The sequence below is a fragment of the Dactylosporangium roseum genome, from assembly GCF_025264685.1.
Classification (GTDB): Bacteria; Actinomycetota; Actinomycetes; order Mycobacteriales; family Micromonosporaceae; genus Dactylosporangium; species Dactylosporangium roseum.
This window is the reverse complement of the sequence record NZ_CP073721.1, coordinates 548376-565535: the sequence shown is the minus strand read 5'-3', so window position 1 is coordinate 565535 and position 17160 is coordinate 548376. Positions and strand designations below refer to the sequence as shown.

Here is a 17160-nt window from a genome sequence, read left to right as displayed (position 1 = left end):
CGGAAGCGTGACGTCACGCGAGTCCTCGGACGGGCGGGGCAGCTATGGCTGGCCTGCCCGTCTGCATGTGGTCACCGGGAAGGGCGGCACCGGCAAGACGACGGTCGCCGCCGCGCTGGCGCTCGCCCTGGCACGGGACGGCAAGCGCACCCTCCTCGTCGAGGTCGAGGCGCGGCAGGGCATCGCCCAGTTGTTCGAGCGCGACCCGCTGCCCTATCGGGAGACGCGCATCGCCACGGCGCGCGGTGGCGGTGAGCTGCGGGCCCTGGCCGTCGACGTCGAGGAGGCCCTGCTCGAGTACCTTGAGATGTTCTACCGGCTGGGTGTCGCCGGCCGGGCCCTGCGCAAGGTCGGCGCTGTGGACTTCGCCACCACGATCGCGCCGGGCCTGCGTGACGTGCTGCTCACCGGCAAGATCAAGGAGGCGGTGACGCGCACGGCCGACGGCCGCCGGGTCTACGACGCGGTCGTGCTGGACGCGCCGCCGACCGGGCGGGTGGGCCGGTTCCTCAACGTCACGGCCGAGACCGCGCGGCTGGCCAAGATCGGCCCGATCAAGACGCAGAGCGAGGGCGTGGCGGCGATCCTGCGCTCACCGATGACCGCGGTGCACGTGGTCACCCTTCTGGAGGAGATGCCGGTCCAGGAGACCGCCGACGCCATCGACGACCTGACGAGGCTGGGCATTCCCATCGGGACCGTCATCGTCAACGCGACCCGGCCGGCCGTGCTGGCGGGCGCCCGGCTGACGCAGGCCGATCTGCGCAAGGGGCTGACCGCCGCCGGGCTGTCCCCCGACAAGGAGACGCTCGCGGGGCTGGTCGGCGAGGCGAAGGCCTACCAGACCCGGGTCGCGGCCGAGGCCTCGCTGCGCGCCGAGCTGCAGCACCTGGGCCGGCCGCTGGTCGAGCTGCCGCTGCTGCCCGAGGTCACCCCGGAGGCGCTCGACCATCTCGGTGATCTGTTGGTCACGTCCGCCTAGCGTGCATCTGCTTCGGGGTGCCCGCAGCGGATACGCTCGCAAGGTGCGAGTGAACGCGGCAGCGCCGGATCTGGACGTCGACGAGATTCTCGCCGACCGCGCGATCCGCATCGTGGTGTGCTGCGGCTCCGGAGGTGTCGGCAAGACGACAACCGCGGCGGCGCTCGCACTGCGGGCCGCCGAGGAGCACGGGCGGCGCACCGTGGTGCTGACCATCGACCCGGCGCGCCGGCTGGCCCAGGCGCTGGGCCTGACCGAGCTCGACAACACACCCCGCCAGGTCAAGGGTCTGCAGCCGGACTCGGCCGAGCTCCACGCGATGATGCTCGACATGAAGCGGACCTTCGACGAGGTCGTGCTCGCGCACACCGAGCCGAAGAAGGCCGAGGAGATCTTCGCCAACCCCTTCTACCAGGCGATGAGCTCGACGTTCTCCGGCACGCAGGAATACATGGCGATGGAGAAGCTGGGCCAGCTACGGGCGCGCGACGAGTGGGATCTCATCGTCGTCGACACCCCGCCGTCCCGTTCGGCGCTCGACTTCCTCGACGCGCCGGCCCGGCTGTCCCGGTTCCTCGACGGCAAGATGCTGCGGCTGCTGCTGGCGCCGGCCCGCGCGGGCGGGCGCAGTGTGTTCAACCTCGTCTCCGCGTCGTTCGGACTGTTCAGCCGCACCGTCACGAAGATCCTCGGCGCGCAGTTGCTCTCCGACCTCTCCGGGTTCGTGGGTGCGCTGGACTCGATGTTCGGCGGTTTCCGGGAGCGGGCCGAGCAGACGTACCGCGTGTTGCAGGCGCCCGAGACCGCGTTCCTGGTGGTGGCGGCGCCCGAGCCCGACGCCGTCCGCGAGGCGGTGTACTTCGCCGGGCGGCTCGCCGCGGACCGGATGCCGCTGGCGGGGCTGGTGCTCAACCGGGTCGTGCCGGTGGCGGCGCCGCGCCTGTCCGCCGACGACGCGCGGGCTGCGGCGGCCCGGCTCGACGAGATGGGCGGGCACCCGTCGACGGCGGATGTGCTGCGGGTCCACGCCGAGCTCGCCGAGCTGCACGATCGGCAGGCGGAGGTCGCCGGCCGCTTCCTGCACGCCCACCCGGGTGTGCCGGTGGTGCGGATCCCCGCGCAGCCCGCCGACGTCCATGACCTCGACGGGCTGCGGGCTATCGGTTCGACGTTCGAATAGCCCTTCCGGCGCCTCAGCCGGTCGGAACCAACTCTTTGGTGCTGTTGTCCTTCTCGTTGCGGTCCATGGCCGCTTCGAACATCTTGCGCCAGCTGGGCACCTGCGGATGGCGGCGCAGCAACGCCCGGCGCTCGCGCTCGGTCATGCCGCCCCAGACCCCGAACTCGATCCGGTTGTCGAGGGCGTCCGCCAGGCACTCGTACCGCACAGGGCAACTGCGGCAGATCCGCTTCGCCACGTTCTGCTCGGCGCCCTGGACGAACAGTGCGTCCGGGTCGCCATTGCGGCACGCGGCGATGCTGGGCCAGTCGACGACCATGCTCATATTTCCTCTTCCCCCCTTGGACTCCCCCCGGGTCCATCCGCCGTGCTTGCCCCAGCGAAAAGCACCCAAACCACGTCCCCCCATGGCTTTCGAGTGCAGTTCGCCGGTCTGCCCGGCGCGACGGCAGGGTCCCCGGCCACGGGAACCCCGAGAGGAGCTTTCCGGAACATCATGCTCTGTAATCGTCCAGTTACGCAACGTTGTTGCACCAGGTTAATCGGTCCCATGTGATCCACCAAAGGGCCGAAGCGTGCTACCGGCGCGTCACGACCGGGTGTGTTTTGCCCAAAATGCCGACACGACAGTGATCCGTGCATCAGACTCGGCTACGGGTCAACCTCACGCTCGGTGTCACGCGTCTAAGACAACGAGGACCGTCGCCGTCAGGACGCGGCCTCGTGACGTCGTCACGTAGTCTGAGGCGGTGACCTGGATGCGCAAACGCGAGCACGGCCTGCTGCCCAATGCGGCCTCTCTGCTGCTCTGTGGGCTATTGGCAGGCTTGGTGGTCGCAGCGGCCGCGTTCCCTGCGGTCGCGATGTCGGGACTGGCCGCGAAGGCCGGCGCCGACACGTTCGACAACCTTCCGACCGACATCGACGTGCTGCCCTCGCCGCAGATCTCGTACGTCTACGCATCCGACGGCAAGACGCTGCTGGCGATGATGTACGACGAGAACCGCCGCGACGTCCCGTTGACCGATGTCGCCGAGGTCATGCGCAAGGCCATCGTCGCGGCCGAGGACAACCGGTTCTACCAGCACCGCGGTGTCGACGTGAAGGGCGTCGCGCGCGCCTTCGTCGCGAACCAGAACGCGGGCGGCCAGACCGAGCAGGGCGCGTCGACGCTCACGATGCAATACGTGCGCCAGGCCATCTCCTACTCGGCGAAGACCCCGCAAGAGGTCGTCGACGCGACCGACAAGACGCCCACGCGCAAGCTCCGCGAGATGAAGTACGCCATCGATCTCGAAAAGAAGCTCAGCAAGGACGAGATCCTCGAGCGGTATCTCAACATCGCGTCCTACGGTCACGGCGCATACGGCATCTTCGCGGCCTCGCACGTCTACTTCGAGAAGGACCCCAAGGACCTGACGCTGCCCGAGGCCGCCCTCATCGCGGGCCTCGTCAAGGCGCCCGGCACCAGCGACCCGGCGACGGTCGAGGGCCTGCCGCGCGCGCTGGACCGGCAGAAGTACGTGCTCAACCAGATGGTGAGCATGGGGTTCGTCACCAAGCAGCAGGCCGACGAGGCGGCGGCCACGAAAGTGAACATCGTCGGCAAGCGCACCCCTGAGGGATGCGAGTTCGTTCAGCGTCCCGAGCTCGGCGCCGGCTTCTACTGCGACTACCTGCGCCGCTGGTGGCTCGCCCAGCCGATCTTCGGCGAGGACCAGTACCAGCGCGCCAACCGCCTGCGGGCCGGCGGCTACACGGTCGTCTCCGGGCTCGACATCCAGACCCAGGCGGCCGCGTTCAAGTACGCGAACCAGCAGCCGAAGGACGTGGCCGGCAACCAGCAGGTGAAGCTGGGCCAGTCCAACGCGCTGATGCTCGCCGCCGTCGAGCCGGGCACCGGCCGGGTCACCGCGATCGCGACGAACCGCACGTTCAGCAACGACCAGTCGAAGAACGGCACCAACACCAACCCCGGCAAGAGGGGCCAGAAGGGCAACTGGCCCAACACGACGGTCCCGATCATCACGGGCGACGCCGACATCCCGGGTTACCAGGCCGGCTCGACGTTCAAGATGTTCACGGCGGTGGCGGCGCTCGAGGCGGGTTACCCGCTCGCGACGACCATCAACACCGAGAAGCAGTTCCGGTCGAACTACCGCATCAACGCGAGCAGTCCCGCCGCCTGCGACGGCCCGTACTACTGCCCGAAGAACTCGGGCGGGCAGTCCGGCCCCTACAACATGTGGACCGGCTTCGGCAGCTCCATCAACACCTATTTCGTGCCGCTGGAGCAGCAGGTCGGCGCCGACAAGGTCGTGGACGTGGCCAAGCGGCTCGGCATCCAGTTCAACGCACCGCAAGACGCCGACCTGGCCAAGCCGGAAAACGCGAAGGGCTGGGGCGCGTTCACGCTCGGCGTCAGCGCCACCACGCCGCTGCAGTTGGCCAACGCCTACGGCACCCTCGCCGCCGACGGCCTCTACTGCGAGCCGACGCCGATCCTCGAACTGAAGGACAACGACGGCAAGAAGGTCGAAGGGCTCGACCCGAAGTGCAAGCAGGTCGTCAATCCTGAGGTGGCCCGCGCGGCCGTCGACATGGCCCGCTGCCCGGTCGGTGACCAGTCCGCCACCGGCAAATGCTCGGGCGCCACCGCGGGCTACTCCCGCAAGTTCGTCGGCCGCCCGATCGCCGGCAAGACCGGGACGACCGACTCGGAGAAGAGCGCGACGTTCGTCGCCATGACGAAGCAGCTCGCGGTCTCCGGCTTCCTCACCGACCCGGACTGGCCCGAGACCAACAAGGACATGAAGCACCCGCCGGTCAACTTCGCCGCGCTGGCCGTGCTGCGTGACGGTCTGGCCGGCAAGCCGGTGGTCGGCTTCACGCCCCCGACGAAGGACAAGGCGCAGGGCAAGCTGGTGGACATCCCGTCGGTCAAGTGCCTCTCGGTCGACCAGGCCCGATCCAAGGTCCGCAACGCCGGCTTCAGCGTGTCGGTCTCGAGCCAGCAGGTGGCGTCGGAGTGCCCGGCGGGCACCGTGGCCCGCACCGAGCCCGGCGGCGCCACGGTCAAGGGTGGCCCGGTCTCCCTGATCATCAGCAAGGGGCCCGGCGCCCAGGCCCCGCCTTACACCGGCAATCAGGGCAACGGCAACGGGAACGGGAACAACGGCAGGCGCACGGACGACAACTGCCCGATCCCGTGGGTCTGCTGATCCGCTGATCCACGCACATCGGGGGGCGGCCTCGATTTCGGGGCCGCCCGCCGCTGCGTTCGCACCAGCTCGTAGGAAAACTTGGCCTACAGCCCAGGACCGCGAAGTCGAACCGTGCGGTCGTCTGCCAATTCCGGTCTTGCGCTACGGGTTGGTGACGCACGGTCGCGCGGGTGGTGTCTGTCGCTCGTGGTCGCCGCTGGCCCCGGGACGGTGCGTTCCGAGCCAGGCCACTCCATCATGGGAAAGATGCGGCTGCCCCGACAGCCAGATCGTTCCCATGACCAAGCAAGGCGGTGACGTTCAGCCCAACGGGCCTGTGCCTCGGCGGCGACACCTCGCGAGCCTCACGCCCGAGTTGCCGGTCTCGTCCGGGTTGACCAGGCGCTGCCGGGCTCAACTTCGCGGCCTTGGCCTACAGTCCAATGTTCCTACCATGTGACCGGGTGACGGCGCCGCGCGAATCCGTGCCCCACGCCGGCAGCGGACCCTCGACCGGCGTCAGCCCGCCGCGAGCTGAGCGCGGACCACGGCGGCGACACGACCGCCCTCCGCCCGGCCCGCCACGGCCGCCTGAGCCGCCTTCATTGCCGGACCCATGCTCGACATGCCGCTCAGGCCGGCGGCGGACAGAGCGTCGCGCACGATCGCGGTGAGCTCCTCCTCGGAAAGCTGCTTCGGGAGATAACCGGCGAGGACCTCCTCCTCGGCGCGCTCCTTCGCGGCCTGGGCCTCGCGGCCGGCGTCGGCGAACGCGTCGGCGGCCTCGCGGCGCTTCTTGGCCTCCTTGGTCAGGACCGACAGGACCTCGTCGTCGGAGAGCTCACGGGCGGACTTGCCGGCGACCTCCGCGTTGCGCACCGCGGTGAGCGCCATCCGCAGGGTCGACGTCACCAGCTCGTCACGAGCCTTCATGGCGTCGCGCAGGTCGGACTCCAGGCGTGCCTTCAACATGAACGAAGTCTATCCGTCCGATCTTGCTCATATTGCGTTGCAAAAGGGCCGGTACGCTGATCCAATGCGCTCGAAGACAGTCTTCCGCCTCGCGACGGGCACCGTTGCCGCCGGCGCCGCCGCCCTTGCCTACGCCTCGCTCATCGAGCGCAACATGTTCACCCTGCGCCGGTTCGACGTGCCGATCCTGGCGGCGGACGCGGAGCCGCTGCGCATCCTCCACCTCAGCGACTTTCACCTCACCCCCGGGCAGCATCGCAAGCAGCGCTGGATCGCCGAGCTCGCCGGCACCGACCCGGACCTGGTCGTGGTGACCGGTGACACCATGGCCCACGTCGATGCGGTGCCCGCGGTCGTACGGGCCTTGACCCCGCTCCTGGACCGTCCCGGCGCGTTCGTGTTCGGCTCGAACGACTATCGCGGCCCCGTGTTCAAGAATCCCTTCGGTTACTTCAACAAGCACCGGCCGTACGTGCAGGGCACCGCGCTCCCCACGGAGGAGCTGCGCGACGTGCTGACCGGTTCGGGCTGGACGGACCTCAACAACGCCCGTACGACGATCAAGGCCGGCGGCCAGACCGTCGAACTGATCGGCGTCGACGATCCGCACATCGGCCGCGACGACTACGACGCCGTCGCCGGGCCCGCCTCGGCCGACGTCGACGTGCGCATCGGCCTCACCCACTCGCCGGAGCCGCGCATCCTGGACCGCATGGCCGACGACGGCTTCGACCTGCTGCTCGCCGGCCACACGCACGGCGGCCAGGTGGCGGTGCCGTTCTACGGCGCGCTGGTCACCAACTGCGGCCTCGACCGGCGGATGGCGAAGGGCCTGCACCGCTGGCCGTACTCGGCGTCGTACCTCCACGTCTCGGCCGGCCTGGGCACCCACCCGACGGCGCCGGTGCGGTTCTCCTGCCCGCCGGAAGCCTCGATCCTGACGCTCATCCCGCGATGACGGCGACCCCCGCACCGCTCCCCGGCCCCGCGCCGCGTCGCTGGCCCCGCCGTGCCGCCTACGCCGGCATCGCGGGCGCGGCCGGCCTGGCGGTGCTCCTGCCCACCGGCACCGCCGGCGCGGGCTGGTACCTGACGGGCCAGGTGCTGAACGTCAACGGCGGGGCCAGGTACTACCCGGTGCGGGTCCGCGCCGTGACGGGCAACCGCATCACGCTGACCCGCACACCGGACACCGCCCGGTCGATCCCGCTGTCGTTCGTCTGGGCGGACGGCCACGCGCGGCTCGGGCCGGTCGTCGCGCTCGACCGTGCCTCGGTGACGCGAGAGGTCGCCGAGGTGACGCGGGGTTCGCTGGTGACCGGCGTCCGCGGGTACACCTCGGGATACGTTTTCGAGGGCGACCCGATGTCGGCGCGCGGCCTGCCGTTCGAGGACGTGATCGTGCAGGGTGAGCTGGGCCCGCTGCCGGCGTGGCTGGTGCCGCCGACCACCGGGCCGGACGACACCTGGATCATCGCCGTCCACGGTCGCGGCGCCCCCCGCGGTGAGGCGCTGCGCGCGCTGCCCACGCTGGCGGAGAGCGGCCACCCGACGCTCGTCGTGACGTACCGGAACGACCCGGAGGCGCCGCCGTCGTCGGACCACCGGTTCCACCTCGGCCACACCGAGGGGCACGACGTGCTGTCCGCGATCGAATACGCGAGGTCGGCGGGCGCCCGCGACGTGATCCTGGTCGGCTGGTCCATGGGCGGCGCGGCGATCCTCAGCCTGCTGCGCTCCTGGGACCACGGGGGCTTCCTGCGCGGTGTTGTGCTCGACTGCCCGGTGGTCGACTGGACCGCGACCCTGCAGATGAACGCACGGCAGCTCAACGTGCCGCCACCGTGGACCTGGACGGCGCTGAAGCTCATCCAGCGCCGCCTGGGCGTGCGAGCGTCGGACCTGGACTACCGGTCGGTGGCCGGCAAACTGGACGTGCCGACACTGGTGTACGTCGACCACGACGACCGTACCGTGGCCCCGTGGCCGACGGTCGAGTTCGCCGCCGCCTCGCCGCTGGTGACCCTGGTGGAGACGCGTGAGGCCGGTCACTGTCGTAGCTGGAACCTCGACCCGGTGGCCTACGAATCGGCGCTCCGGTCGTTTCTGAAGTCGTTGTAACCTCAGTTCACCACCCGTCCCGCCCGCCACGGGGGATACCGAGTTTGCGGGGCGACGAGGGTGGGCTACGATTACTCGGCACGCTCGGGGTATAGCGCAGCTTGGTAGCGCGCTTCGTTCGGGACGAAGAGGTCGTCGGTTCAAATCCGGCTACCCCGACCAATGACGAAAGGCCAGGAGAGACAACCTCTCACCTGGCCTTTCGTCATTTCTGCGGCGCCAGCTCACCGGGCACCAGCCGCGCCGTCGTCCCCCTCCGCGCTGTCTTCCACCTCCGTCGTCAGCGGAAAGTCAGCGACGGCATCCCGTACCCGCTCGGCGCCACGCTGCTCGAAGGCGTGCGTGTAGCGGTCCAGCGTGGTCGAGATCTGCTCATGCCCCATGACTCGCGCCACGTCGTTCAGCGGCACGCCGTCTGACACCAGCCATGTCGCGTAGGAGTGCCGCAGGTCGTGGAACCGCAACCCGCTCTGTGCCATGCACGACACCCGGGCGCGCGCCGCCCGACGGTTCGGGAAGTCCTCGGTGACTTCGCAGCGGTCCCGGTCGAGCCAGGTGGCACGCCAGACCTTCCGGTCGACCTGCACCACCTTGCCCAGCAGTCCGGCGCGTACGAGCGCGGGTCGCCAGATCCACGCACGGAAGACCGTCCGGCGCATCGGCCCGCCGACCTCGTTGGTGAAGACCTCACCGGACAGCCCCGGCTCGATCAGCTCGCGGTGCTTCCGCAGCAGCTCGACGACGAACGGCGGAAGCGGCACGATCCGGCGACCGGCGCGAGACTTCGGGTAGGGCTTGAAGGTCACGTTTCCCGCGACTCGATAGCCACCCGGCTCACCCGCACGGTCGCCGCCGCCAGGTCGATAGCGGCCCACGTCAGGCCGATGCACTCGCCCCCCGGCCAGCGCGACCAGTGCGCGGTACCGCTCTGGGACCTCCGGCAGGATGCTGCCCGCGAACGCCTCCCGGGTGATGACCTGCTCATCGGCGTCGGTGCGCCGTCGCTTCGGCAAGCGCACCCCATCAGCGGGGTTCTCGGCGATGATCCGATCTCGTACGGCAAGCGCGAGCACGGCCCGCGTGAGCCGGTGGCACTCTCGGACGGTCGCCGGGGCCAGCGTGACGCCGAGGCCGCTCACCCATTGCTGCACCGCAGCGAAGATGCAACCATCGCGTATGCCGTTGATCCGTCAATAGCGCTCAGTCCGGACGGCGCCTGATCTCGCCGCTGATTTTCAGCATCGCCGCCGTCCTGCATCGCAAACGACGATTCCGGGCAGCCGACGACCACATGAGGAACGATGAGTACACCCCACGAGCGAGACGAGTTTGACCGGATCCGGATCACGCACCAGCTCGAACGCGACCGTGCGATCGTGGCTCAGTACGAGGAACATATGGCGTTCTACCAGCGCAGGATCGAGACTCAGATGTACGACCTCGGTAGGCTGGACGAACGATTGGGAGGGGATCAGGCATGACCGTCGACCTGAGCAACGATCCACACATCCGGGCACTACGTGAGGCCCTGGTCGCCGAGCACGAGTCGACGATCGCCGAGGTTCAGGGGTGGGCCGATGAGGCGGGCGCGGCCGGGGACACCGATCGGCAGCGCCGTCACCTCGCGCACGTGGCGCGACTCAAGGCGATCCCATATCCATGGGAGGGCAAGGCGTCCGCAGCCTAGTCCCCGCAACGGGACGATGCGCACGTCTGTCCACAGTGGATGATTCGCTATCGTCAGCAGGAAGTCGGCGCAAGGCTTGCTAACGGTTGGCAAGGGATGGCAGTGAACGACGGCTGAGCGGCACTGTGTGACAGGCAACGACAGCCACCCCGGCAACAGACTGCGGCTATCACCCGCGTTCGGGACGAAGAGGTCGTCGGTTCAAATCCGGCTACCCCGACCACGTGAAACACCAGGCCAGGGCCGGTTTCCTCAGACGAGGAGATCGGCCCTGCACCGTCTCTGCGGCCCTTCCGGGAGCAACCGGGGAGCAGACCGGGGACGAGCCCGGACGTGACTGGCATCATGAACCACCCCGCAGGAGCCGATCCAACACCGCCACCGGCGAAGTTGGGTAGAGCTTTCGGCGAGCATCGATCGCCGCCGCCCACACATCCTCAAGGCGCCGCTGACGCGGCGTACCGTGGCGCCACGGGGTCGCTCCGCGACCTGCGCTTACGCCTTCGGCGACGCGCAGGCAAGCCCCGGCGCCCGCACCGGAATCAGCGACGCCGGGTTCAAGCCACAGAAACGACGGACGCCCCGGTCCGCCGGCCGAGACCGAGGACCAGGGCGTGGACGTCGATGGTGGAACAACTCAAGGTCTCAGCGGAAGTTGCGGTGCGGTGACACCCTCCCCGCCGCCGCTGTGAGTGGTCACCGCTGAAGAACGAACCGGCGCAGCCTCCGCACGGCTGACACGTACGTGTCAACGGCGGAACTCGAACTGGAGCCTCGGACTACGTGTTAGGAGACTCGCCAAGGATCTCATCAACCAATTCCTTGGAAATGATTCCTTCCGACAGCGCCGCCAGCAAAGCAAACGGCTGAAGTAGGGGGTTCTTGAATCGGTACACATATTTGCGTTCGACGCCAGAGCGTTGCAGTACGAACCCCCGCTCACTTCCGGTGAAGGCCGAGAGGTGCGTAGCGAAGTTGGCGATATCGTAAGGCTTCCCCATTAGCCGTGACATCGGCTCCTTAACGGCGCCAGGCGTAAAATAGCCAAGTCGGTTCTTCTCCGCCAACGCGCATGCTGCCAGTACCTGAGCGAACAGATTGTCGCGCCGAGGACTCTGCACCGCAGTTTGATACTCGCGCAATAGCGAATGCTTTTTGGCGACCTTATCGATGGCGTCTCGCACGTCATCGACGTCAACCTGCCCGCGATCGTCAATCACCGCGCGTTGAGCTGCGTAGAGCGTCAGCATATGAACGTACTGAGGCAACCCCTCCGCGAGCCGGCCAATCCGATGACGTGCAGTCGGCGTGATAGTCATACTAACCTGAGCTAAACCATCGTCGATGATGCCGCCGAGCTCAGCGGGCTCCATCCGACCGAGTTGAACTTCGGCAATAGCTCGCTGAATCGACTCATGCTCGCCAATAAGGGCGTCAATGGAGTCCGCCATGCCAACGATAATGAGCCGAGTATCTACCGCATGGTCAGAAAGGGCCTTTACCGTATCCGCCATCAGCGAAAGCGACTCGTCATCCTCGACGCGGTCGAACTCGTCAAGAATGACGAGCCGAGGCGGACTTGCCTCCTGCAGAATCCGACGAACCGAATCGGGACCGGCTTTTCCGAGCGCCCATTCTTCGGGCACGTCTAGGGCCATTTCCTGCAGAACGCGAGTCCAGATTGTTTTAAACTTGTCGTCGGTTGTGCAGTTAACACGTACTGTTGGCCGACGACTCCCCCAAATTGGGGCGAGAAAGTCCGACAGCACGTTCGCAAGCGATGTCTTGCCCACTCCCCGCTCGCCATACAGCACAACATGCGTGCCCGGCTGCGCAACAGAGTTGATAATCTCGAATATTTGATCAACACGTCCATGGAATCGATCTCGCCGAAGAACGGGCGTGCCGGGAGTGAACACGTTGTTGAGGGCGGCAAATCGGGTAAACTTCGCATCCTGGTTCGGATCAGTCACGAACAAGATGATAAGCGCTGGAGCGTCACTTCGCCTAGTGACTCCAAGTATCGCACACGAGGGTGTGACGAGGGTGTGACTAGGCTGCACGCAGGTGCGACGGCCGTGGACAACCGAACACCGCCCGTACGAGGCCGTAGGCGACTCCTAGTGACTCCAAGTATCACGTACGAGGGCGTGACGCGGGTGCACGCGGGTGCGACAGCCGTGGACAACCGAGCACCGCACCGCACGAGGCCGTAGGCGACTCCAAATGCTTCCGCGACCGGGCCTGCCGTTCAGCCAAGATGGTGATAGTCCCGATGTATACGGACTTGCCACCCCCACCGGATCGGGAACCACCCGGAAGATGATCTTGTGAGGTCGCCATCCCGGAACGGCCTGTCGAGGACTCGCGCGCTCTTTGCCTCCGGCGGGGCAGCCAGCCGGGGCTCAGGGTTACGGAGGGGCTGAGGCTAGATCACTTTTGTGGCAGGGCTGGGACCGATCAAGAGGCAGCGGCCCCGCCAGCGGCCAACGCGCCGGTGTCGAGGCGGATCGCGAACGGGCTGTCCGAGGTCAACGTCTTCCCGCTGCTCACCAGCGCATGCTCCACGTAGCGCTCGCCCTCCAGCCGCAGTAGACGCAGGACGACCGACGACAGCGAATGCTGCTCGACCAGCAGGTACCACCCGATGCCCGCCGTGGCGTAGAAATTCATCTTCGTCACCCGGTCGGACGCCGCGTTGCTGGGTGAGACGATCTCGCCGACCACGGTCACATCGACCGCGTCGATCATCATGCCCTCGTCGACGTCCGAGACCACGAGATCGGGGATGACGATGCGTCCGGCCTGCAAGCGGACGTTGACCGCCTCCAGCACCAGCAGACCGGCCGCCGACGCGCCCGGGTCGAGCGCGTTCGCGATGCGGCGGGACAGGATCTGGTGCCGAATGGCCGGCGCTGGGCTCACCAGCAAGCTCCCGTCGATCAACTCGATCCGGTTCGGCGTCTCGCCGAGCGCGAAGTACTCGTCCTCACTCCACGGCCCCACATGCTCCAGCACGCTCACGCTCATCGGCGACTCACCTCCACGCGTGTCCCCCACCAGCGTCCCACGAGCGCGTGCCCGGTGACAGCGGGCTCCCGAGCGCCGGGAGAAATCTGGGAGACGATCTTGCGAAACGATCCCAGCCATGCGGCGTCGAAGCCTGCATGGGACGCTCAGCCGGCGGGTATCGGGCAGGCATGACGGCAGCGGAGTTCGTGCCCGACCACGGCAGTCTTGACGAGTTGCGCGCCGCGGTCCAAGGGTGCCGCGGCTGCGAACTCTACAAGGACACCACCCAGGCGGTCTTCGGCGAAGGGCCCGGGGACGCGCGCATCCTGGTGGTGGGTGAACAGCCCGGGGACGTCGAGGACCGGCGGGGCAGGCCGTTCGTCGGGCCGGCCGGGAAGGTGCTCGACCGGGCGTTCGCCGAGGCGGGCCTCGACCGTACGACCATGTATCTCACCAACGCCGTCAAGCATTTCAAGCATCGCCCCGCGGCGGCCGGGAAGCGGCAGCTCCATCAGTCGCCCGACCGCGGCGAGATCGTCGCCTGCCGGCCGTGGCTGGTCGCGGAGTTCGAGGTCGTCCGGCCGGCCCGGGTGGTGGCGCTCGGGGCCACCGCCGCCAAGGCGCTGCTCGGGCCGGGTTTCCGGGTGACGAAGCAACACGGTGTGCCGCTGCCCTGGCCGAGCAGCGCGGACCGGCCCGAGGACTTCAAAGGTGTCCCGGAGGCCGTCCTGGTCGCCACCATCCACCCGTCCGCCGTGCTGCGCGCCGACGACCGCGAGGCGATGTTCGCCGGCATGGTGGAGGATCTGACAGGACTCCGCGGCCCGGCCTGACAACCGGCCCCCGAACATCTCAGCGGAGACCGCTCGTCTCGGAGGATCGGGCCCACGAAACCTTTAGTCTCGGGCGTGTGATCGAGCAGTGGCAGCGGCTCTTCCCGGGCGAGGACGCCGTCGGCGGGGAGTTGATCGAGCGGTATTCGGAGCCCCACCGGCGGTACCACACGCTGGAGCATCTCGCGGCGATGCTGCGCGTCGTCGACGAGCACGCGGACCTGGCCGACGACGCGGACGCGGTCCGGCTGGCGGTGTGGTTCCACGACGCGGTCTACTCGCCGTTCGCCACGGACAACGAGGAGCAGAGCGCGCAGCTCGCCCGCGGCAGGCTCGGAACGCTCGGCGTCCCGGCCGGGCGCGTCGAAGAAGTGGTTCGGCTGGTCCGGCTCACCGCCGGCCATGCCGTCGCGGGCGGGGACCGCAACGGCGCCCTGCTGGCTGACGCGGATCTGGCCGTGCTGGCCGTCGACGCGGCGGCCTACGAGCGCTACACGGTCGCGGTGCGCGCCGAGTACGCCGCGGTGCCGGATGAGGTCTTCCGGCCGGGCCGCGCGGCGATCCTGCAGAAGCTGCTCGACCTGCCGGCGCTGTTCCGTGCGGTGCCGGCACGAGCCGAGTGGACGGCCCGTGCGCACGAGAACCTGCGCCGGGAGATCAGGACGCTTCTGGGTGCTCCGTGACGTTCTGGAGGTACAGCGGCTCGCCGAGCTTCTCGATGAGTCCCAGTTGCGTCTCGAGGTAGTCGATGTGGTGCTCCTCGTCGGCGAGGATGTCCTCGAAGATGTTCGCCGAGGTCACGTCGCCGATCGAGCGCATGTACTCGATGCCGCGGCGCAGTCGGTCCACCGCTTCCATCTCGATCTGCAGGTCGCAGTTGAACTGCTCCGGGACGGTCTCGCCGATCCGGAGCGGGAGAAGGCGCTGGTAGTTCGGCAGCGCCTCCAGGAAGAGGATCCGGTCGGTGAGCACCTCGGCGTGCTTCATCTCGTCGATCGATTCGTGCCTGGTGTGCTTGGCGAGGACCGTGTATCCCCAGTTCTCCTGCATCTTGGCGTGCAGGAAGTACTGGTTGATCGCGGTGAGCTCAGCAGTCAACTGCTCGTTGAGAAATTCGATGACTCGTGCGTCCCCCTGCATGTGGGCAGGGTAGTCCCTTTTCTAGGCCAAAGCGGGCAGGACACTTCCGGGAACTTCCGCGTCGATCAGATCGGCGATGCGATCGAGGCAGGTACCGCAGCCGGTGCCGGCCCCGCATTCGTCGCCGACGGCGTCCTCGCTGTGGGCGCCGGCCTGGATGACCTGGCGGATCTCACACTCCCGGACGCGGGCGCAGATGCACACGTACACGTCGAACTCCTTGCTTAGGCTTGCCTAAGCAAGGGTGGCCTAAGTTCTCCGGTTGCACAAGGCCCTGACCAGCTATTTGCCGAAGTCCCGGTGGAACAAATGCCGTGGTCGACGCAAACCGGCAGCAACCAGGCGGCTGACGATCTCTTTCGAGGTCACGCAGCGGGCACCCAGCCAGATGGCGGCCTGGACCCGGTCGGCCGGCACGTCGTAGTGGTCCCGATCGAAGCCGCGCCGCGGCACGCCGAGCAGCTCGGCGAACGCGTGGAGCTCGGCGACGGACACATCGCTGATCAGATGGGCCCAGAGTCGGCCATGGGCCGGCCACCGCGGCGCGTCGAGGTAGAGCACACCTACTAGCGTGCCAGTCATGGATCTCAACACGGATCTCGTCCAGGAGCTTCTCGGCGCCCTGCCCCACGAGGGAGGCGTGCTCACCGATCCCGACCTTCTCCAGTCGTACGAGCACGACGAGGCTGACCTGGTCCCGTACGGTACGCCCGCCGTGGTCGTACGGCCCCGCACCACCGGCCAGGTCTCCGCCGTCCTCCGCGCGGCGACCCGGCACAGAATCCCGGTCATTCCGCAGGGCGCCCGATCCGGGCTCGCCGGCGGCGCCAACGCGATCGAGGGCGCCATCGTGCTCTCGCTGACCGGGATGAACGAGATCATCGACATCGACGCCGCCAACCGCATCGCGGTCGTACAGCCCGGGGTGGTCAACGCCCAGCTACGCCGCGCCGTGGCCGCCGAGGGACTGTATTACCCACCCGACCCGGGGTCGTGGGAGCAGTCGACGATCGGTGGCAACGTCTCGACCGACGCGGGCGGGATGTGCTGCGTGAAGTACGGGGTGACCAGCGATCACGTCATCGGCCTCGAGGTCGTGCTGGCCAGCGGCGAGGTGCTCAACTGCGGCCGGCGGACGGCGAAGGGCGTGGCGGGCTACGACCTGACGAGCCTCTTCGTCGGCTCCGAGGGCACGCTCGGCGTGATCACCGAGATCACCGTCAAGCTGCGCCCGGCCCCCGAGCCCGCGCTGACCCTGGTGGCCGTCTTCGACACGCTCGCCGCCGCCGGTGCCGCCGTCTCCGCGGTGGTCAGCTCCGGGATGCAGCCGAGCATGCTGGAAGTCATCGACCGGGTCACGCTCACCGCGATCGAGGCGTATCGGCCGATGGACCTGCCGACCGCCGCGGCGGCCCTGCTCGTCGCGGCCGTCGACTCGGGCGGCCGGGCCCCCGACGACCTGGCCCGGATCGCCGCGATGTGCCGCTCGGCCCAGGCGAGCGACGTCTACGTGGCCTCGGACGAGGCGGAGGCCGACTCCCTGCTGGCGGCGCGGCGGCTGGCCCACCCGGCGCTGGAGCACTTCGCCGCCCAGCTCTTCCCGGGCGGCGGCGGCATCATGGTGGACGACGTGGCCGTCCCGCGCACGCGCCTGGTGGAGCTGATCGAGGGCATCGAGTTCATCTCCGCCGAGCACGGCGTGGTGGTGGCGACGGTGGGCCACGCCGGCGACGGCAACCTGCACCCGATCATCGTCATCGACCGCAGCGATCCGGTGAACCTGGCACAGGGCCAGAAGGTGTTCGACGCGATCATGTCGCTGGGCCTGTCACTGGGTGGCACGTCGACCGGCGAGCACGGCGTGGGACTGCTGAAGCGCGACTGGCTGGCGCGCGAGATCGGCCCGACGGGCCTGAAGGCGCACCGTTCCATCAAGACCGCCCTGGACCCCGACAACATCCTGAACCCCGGCAAGGTCTTCTAACCCTAACCCTCTCGATCTTGCAGTTGTGGTTCCCACCAAACCGGAC

The 17160-nt window shown here is 68.3% G+C and carries 17 protein-coding genes and 1 tRNA gene; 10 read left to right on the top strand and 8 right to left on the bottom strand.

The features are described from left to right. Nucleotides 1–7 precede the first annotated feature (7 nt). Together Drose_RS02490 and Drose_RS02485 are read left to right on the top strand one after the other, a co-directional pair. Nucleotides 8–982 (top strand): ArsA-related P-loop ATPase, encoded by a 975-nt coding sequence (locus Drose_RS02490; protein WP_260726558.1) that lies wholly within the window; start codon nucleotides 8–10, stop codon nucleotides 980–982. Between the two features lie 43 nt (nucleotides 983–1025). Then, entirely contained in the window at nucleotides 1026–2162 is a 1137-nt protein-coding gene (locus Drose_RS02485) for an ArsA family ATPase (protein WP_260726557.1), read from the top strand. Nucleotides 2163–2175: 13 nt separating this feature from the next. Here Drose_RS02485 and Drose_RS02480 read toward each other — a convergent pair whose 3' ends face one another. Next, nucleotides 2176–2487, bottom strand: a complete 312-nt coding sequence (locus Drose_RS02480) for a WhiB family transcriptional regulator (protein WP_259861157.1) — start codon at nucleotides 2485–2487, stop codon at nucleotides 2176–2178. 433 nt (nucleotides 2488–2920) lie between these two features. Here Drose_RS02480 and Drose_RS02475 point away from each other — a divergent pair, with 433 nt between their 5' ends. Next, nucleotides 2921–5383, top strand: coding sequence for a transglycosylase domain-containing protein (locus tag Drose_RS02475; RefSeq protein ID WP_260729574.1), 2463 nt, complete (start codon nucleotides 2921–2923; stop codon nucleotides 5381–5383). 501 nt (nucleotides 5384–5884) lie between these two features. Here the strand turns inward: Drose_RS02475 and Drose_RS02470 are convergent. Continuing rightward, complete coding sequence (locus tag Drose_RS02470; RefSeq protein WP_260726556.1) at nucleotides 5885–6337, bottom strand: GatB/YqeY domain-containing protein; 453 nt, start codon at nucleotides 6335–6337, stop codon at nucleotides 5885–5887. Nucleotides 6338–6401: 64 nt separating this feature from the next. Between Drose_RS02470 and Drose_RS02465 the strand changes: the two genes are divergently transcribed. From Drose_RS02465 to Drose_RS02455, 3 genes are all read left to right on the top strand, one after another. Then, a complete protein-coding gene (locus Drose_RS02465; protein WP_260726555.1) occupies nucleotides 6402–7295 on the top strand; it encodes a metallophosphoesterase in 894 nt (297 codons plus the stop codon). Further along, nucleotides 7292–8458: an alpha/beta hydrolase family protein gene (locus Drose_RS02460; RefSeq protein ID WP_260726554.1), complete on the top strand. Its 1167-nt coding sequence runs from the start codon at nucleotides 7292–7294 to the stop codon at nucleotides 8456–8458. Before Drose_RS02465 ends, Drose_RS02460 begins: the two co-directional genes overlap by 4 nt. Nucleotides 8459–8543: 85 nt before the next feature. Then, nucleotides 8544–8620 (top strand) — tRNA-Pro (locus Drose_RS02455). A 62-nt stretch (nucleotides 8621–8682) separates the two neighbouring features. On the opposite strand, the gene Drose_RS02450 is transcribed toward Drose_RS02455, so the two are convergent. After that, nucleotides 8683–9609, bottom strand: coding sequence for a tyrosine-type recombinase/integrase (locus Drose_RS02450; RefSeq protein ID WP_260726553.1), 927 nt, complete (start codon nucleotides 9607–9609; stop codon nucleotides 8683–8685). 326 nt (nucleotides 9610–9935) lie between these two features. On the opposite strand from Drose_RS02450, the gene Drose_RS02445 reads away from it, so the two are divergent. Then, nucleotides 9936–10145 carry a hypothetical protein gene (locus Drose_RS02445; protein ID WP_260726552.1) on the top strand — a complete coding sequence of 70 codons (210 nt, stop codon included), beginning with the start codon at nucleotides 9936–9938 and terminating at the stop codon, nucleotides 10143–10145. Between the two features lie 779 nt (nucleotides 10146–10924). Here Drose_RS02445 and Drose_RS02440 read toward each other — a convergent pair. Together Drose_RS02440 and Drose_RS02435 are read right to left on the bottom strand one after the other, a co-directional pair. Further along, on the bottom strand, nucleotides 10925–12118 hold the full coding sequence (locus Drose_RS02440; RefSeq protein WP_260726551.1) for an ATP-binding protein: 1194 nt from the start codon (nucleotides 12116–12118) through the stop codon (nucleotides 10925–10927). Nucleotides 12119–12605: 487 nt separating this feature from the next. Next, nucleotides 12606–13175, bottom strand: coding sequence for a Uma2 family endonuclease (locus tag Drose_RS02435; protein ID WP_260726550.1), 570 nt, complete (start codon nucleotides 13173–13175; stop codon nucleotides 12606–12608). Nucleotides 13176–13345: 170 nt separating this feature from the next. Here Drose_RS02435 and Drose_RS02430 point away from each other — a divergent pair, with 170 nt between their 5' ends. Together Drose_RS02430 and Drose_RS02425 are read left to right on the top strand one after the other, a co-directional pair. Then, nucleotides 13346–13990, top strand: coding sequence for a UdgX family uracil-DNA binding protein (locus Drose_RS02430; protein WP_260726549.1), 645 nt, complete (start codon nucleotides 13346–13348; stop codon nucleotides 13988–13990). A gap of 77 nt (nucleotides 13991–14067) precedes the next feature. Continuing rightward, entirely contained in the window at nucleotides 14068–14673 is a 606-nt protein-coding gene (locus tag Drose_RS02425; protein WP_260726548.1) for an HD domain-containing protein, read from the top strand. On the opposite strand, the gene bfr is transcribed toward Drose_RS02425, so the two are convergent. From bfr to Drose_RS02410, 3 genes are all read right to left on the bottom strand, one after another. Continuing rightward, nucleotides 14648–15130 (bottom strand): bacterioferritin, encoded by a 483-nt coding sequence (gene bfr / locus Drose_RS02420; protein WP_260726547.1) that lies wholly within the window; start codon nucleotides 15128–15130, stop codon nucleotides 14648–14650. The two genes, Drose_RS02425 and bfr, sit on opposite strands and share 26 nt — an antisense overlap. A gap of 21 nt (nucleotides 15131–15151) precedes the next feature. Further along, entirely contained in the window at nucleotides 15152–15340 is a 189-nt protein-coding gene (locus Drose_RS02415) for a (2Fe-2S)-binding protein (RefSeq protein ID WP_260726546.1), read from the bottom strand. 72 nt (nucleotides 15341–15412) lie between these two features. Beyond that, nucleotides 15413–15691: a DUF4031 domain-containing protein gene (locus Drose_RS02410; RefSeq protein ID WP_260726545.1), complete on the bottom strand. Its 279-nt coding sequence runs from the start codon at nucleotides 15689–15691 to the stop codon at nucleotides 15413–15415. A 19-nt stretch (nucleotides 15692–15710) separates the two neighbouring features. Between Drose_RS02410 and Drose_RS02405 the strand changes: the two genes are divergently transcribed. Beyond that, nucleotides 15711–17114, top strand: a complete 1404-nt coding sequence (locus tag Drose_RS02405) for an FAD-binding oxidoreductase (RefSeq protein ID WP_260726544.1) — start codon at nucleotides 15711–15713, stop codon at nucleotides 17112–17114. Nucleotides 17115–17160: the final 46 nt, after the last annotated feature.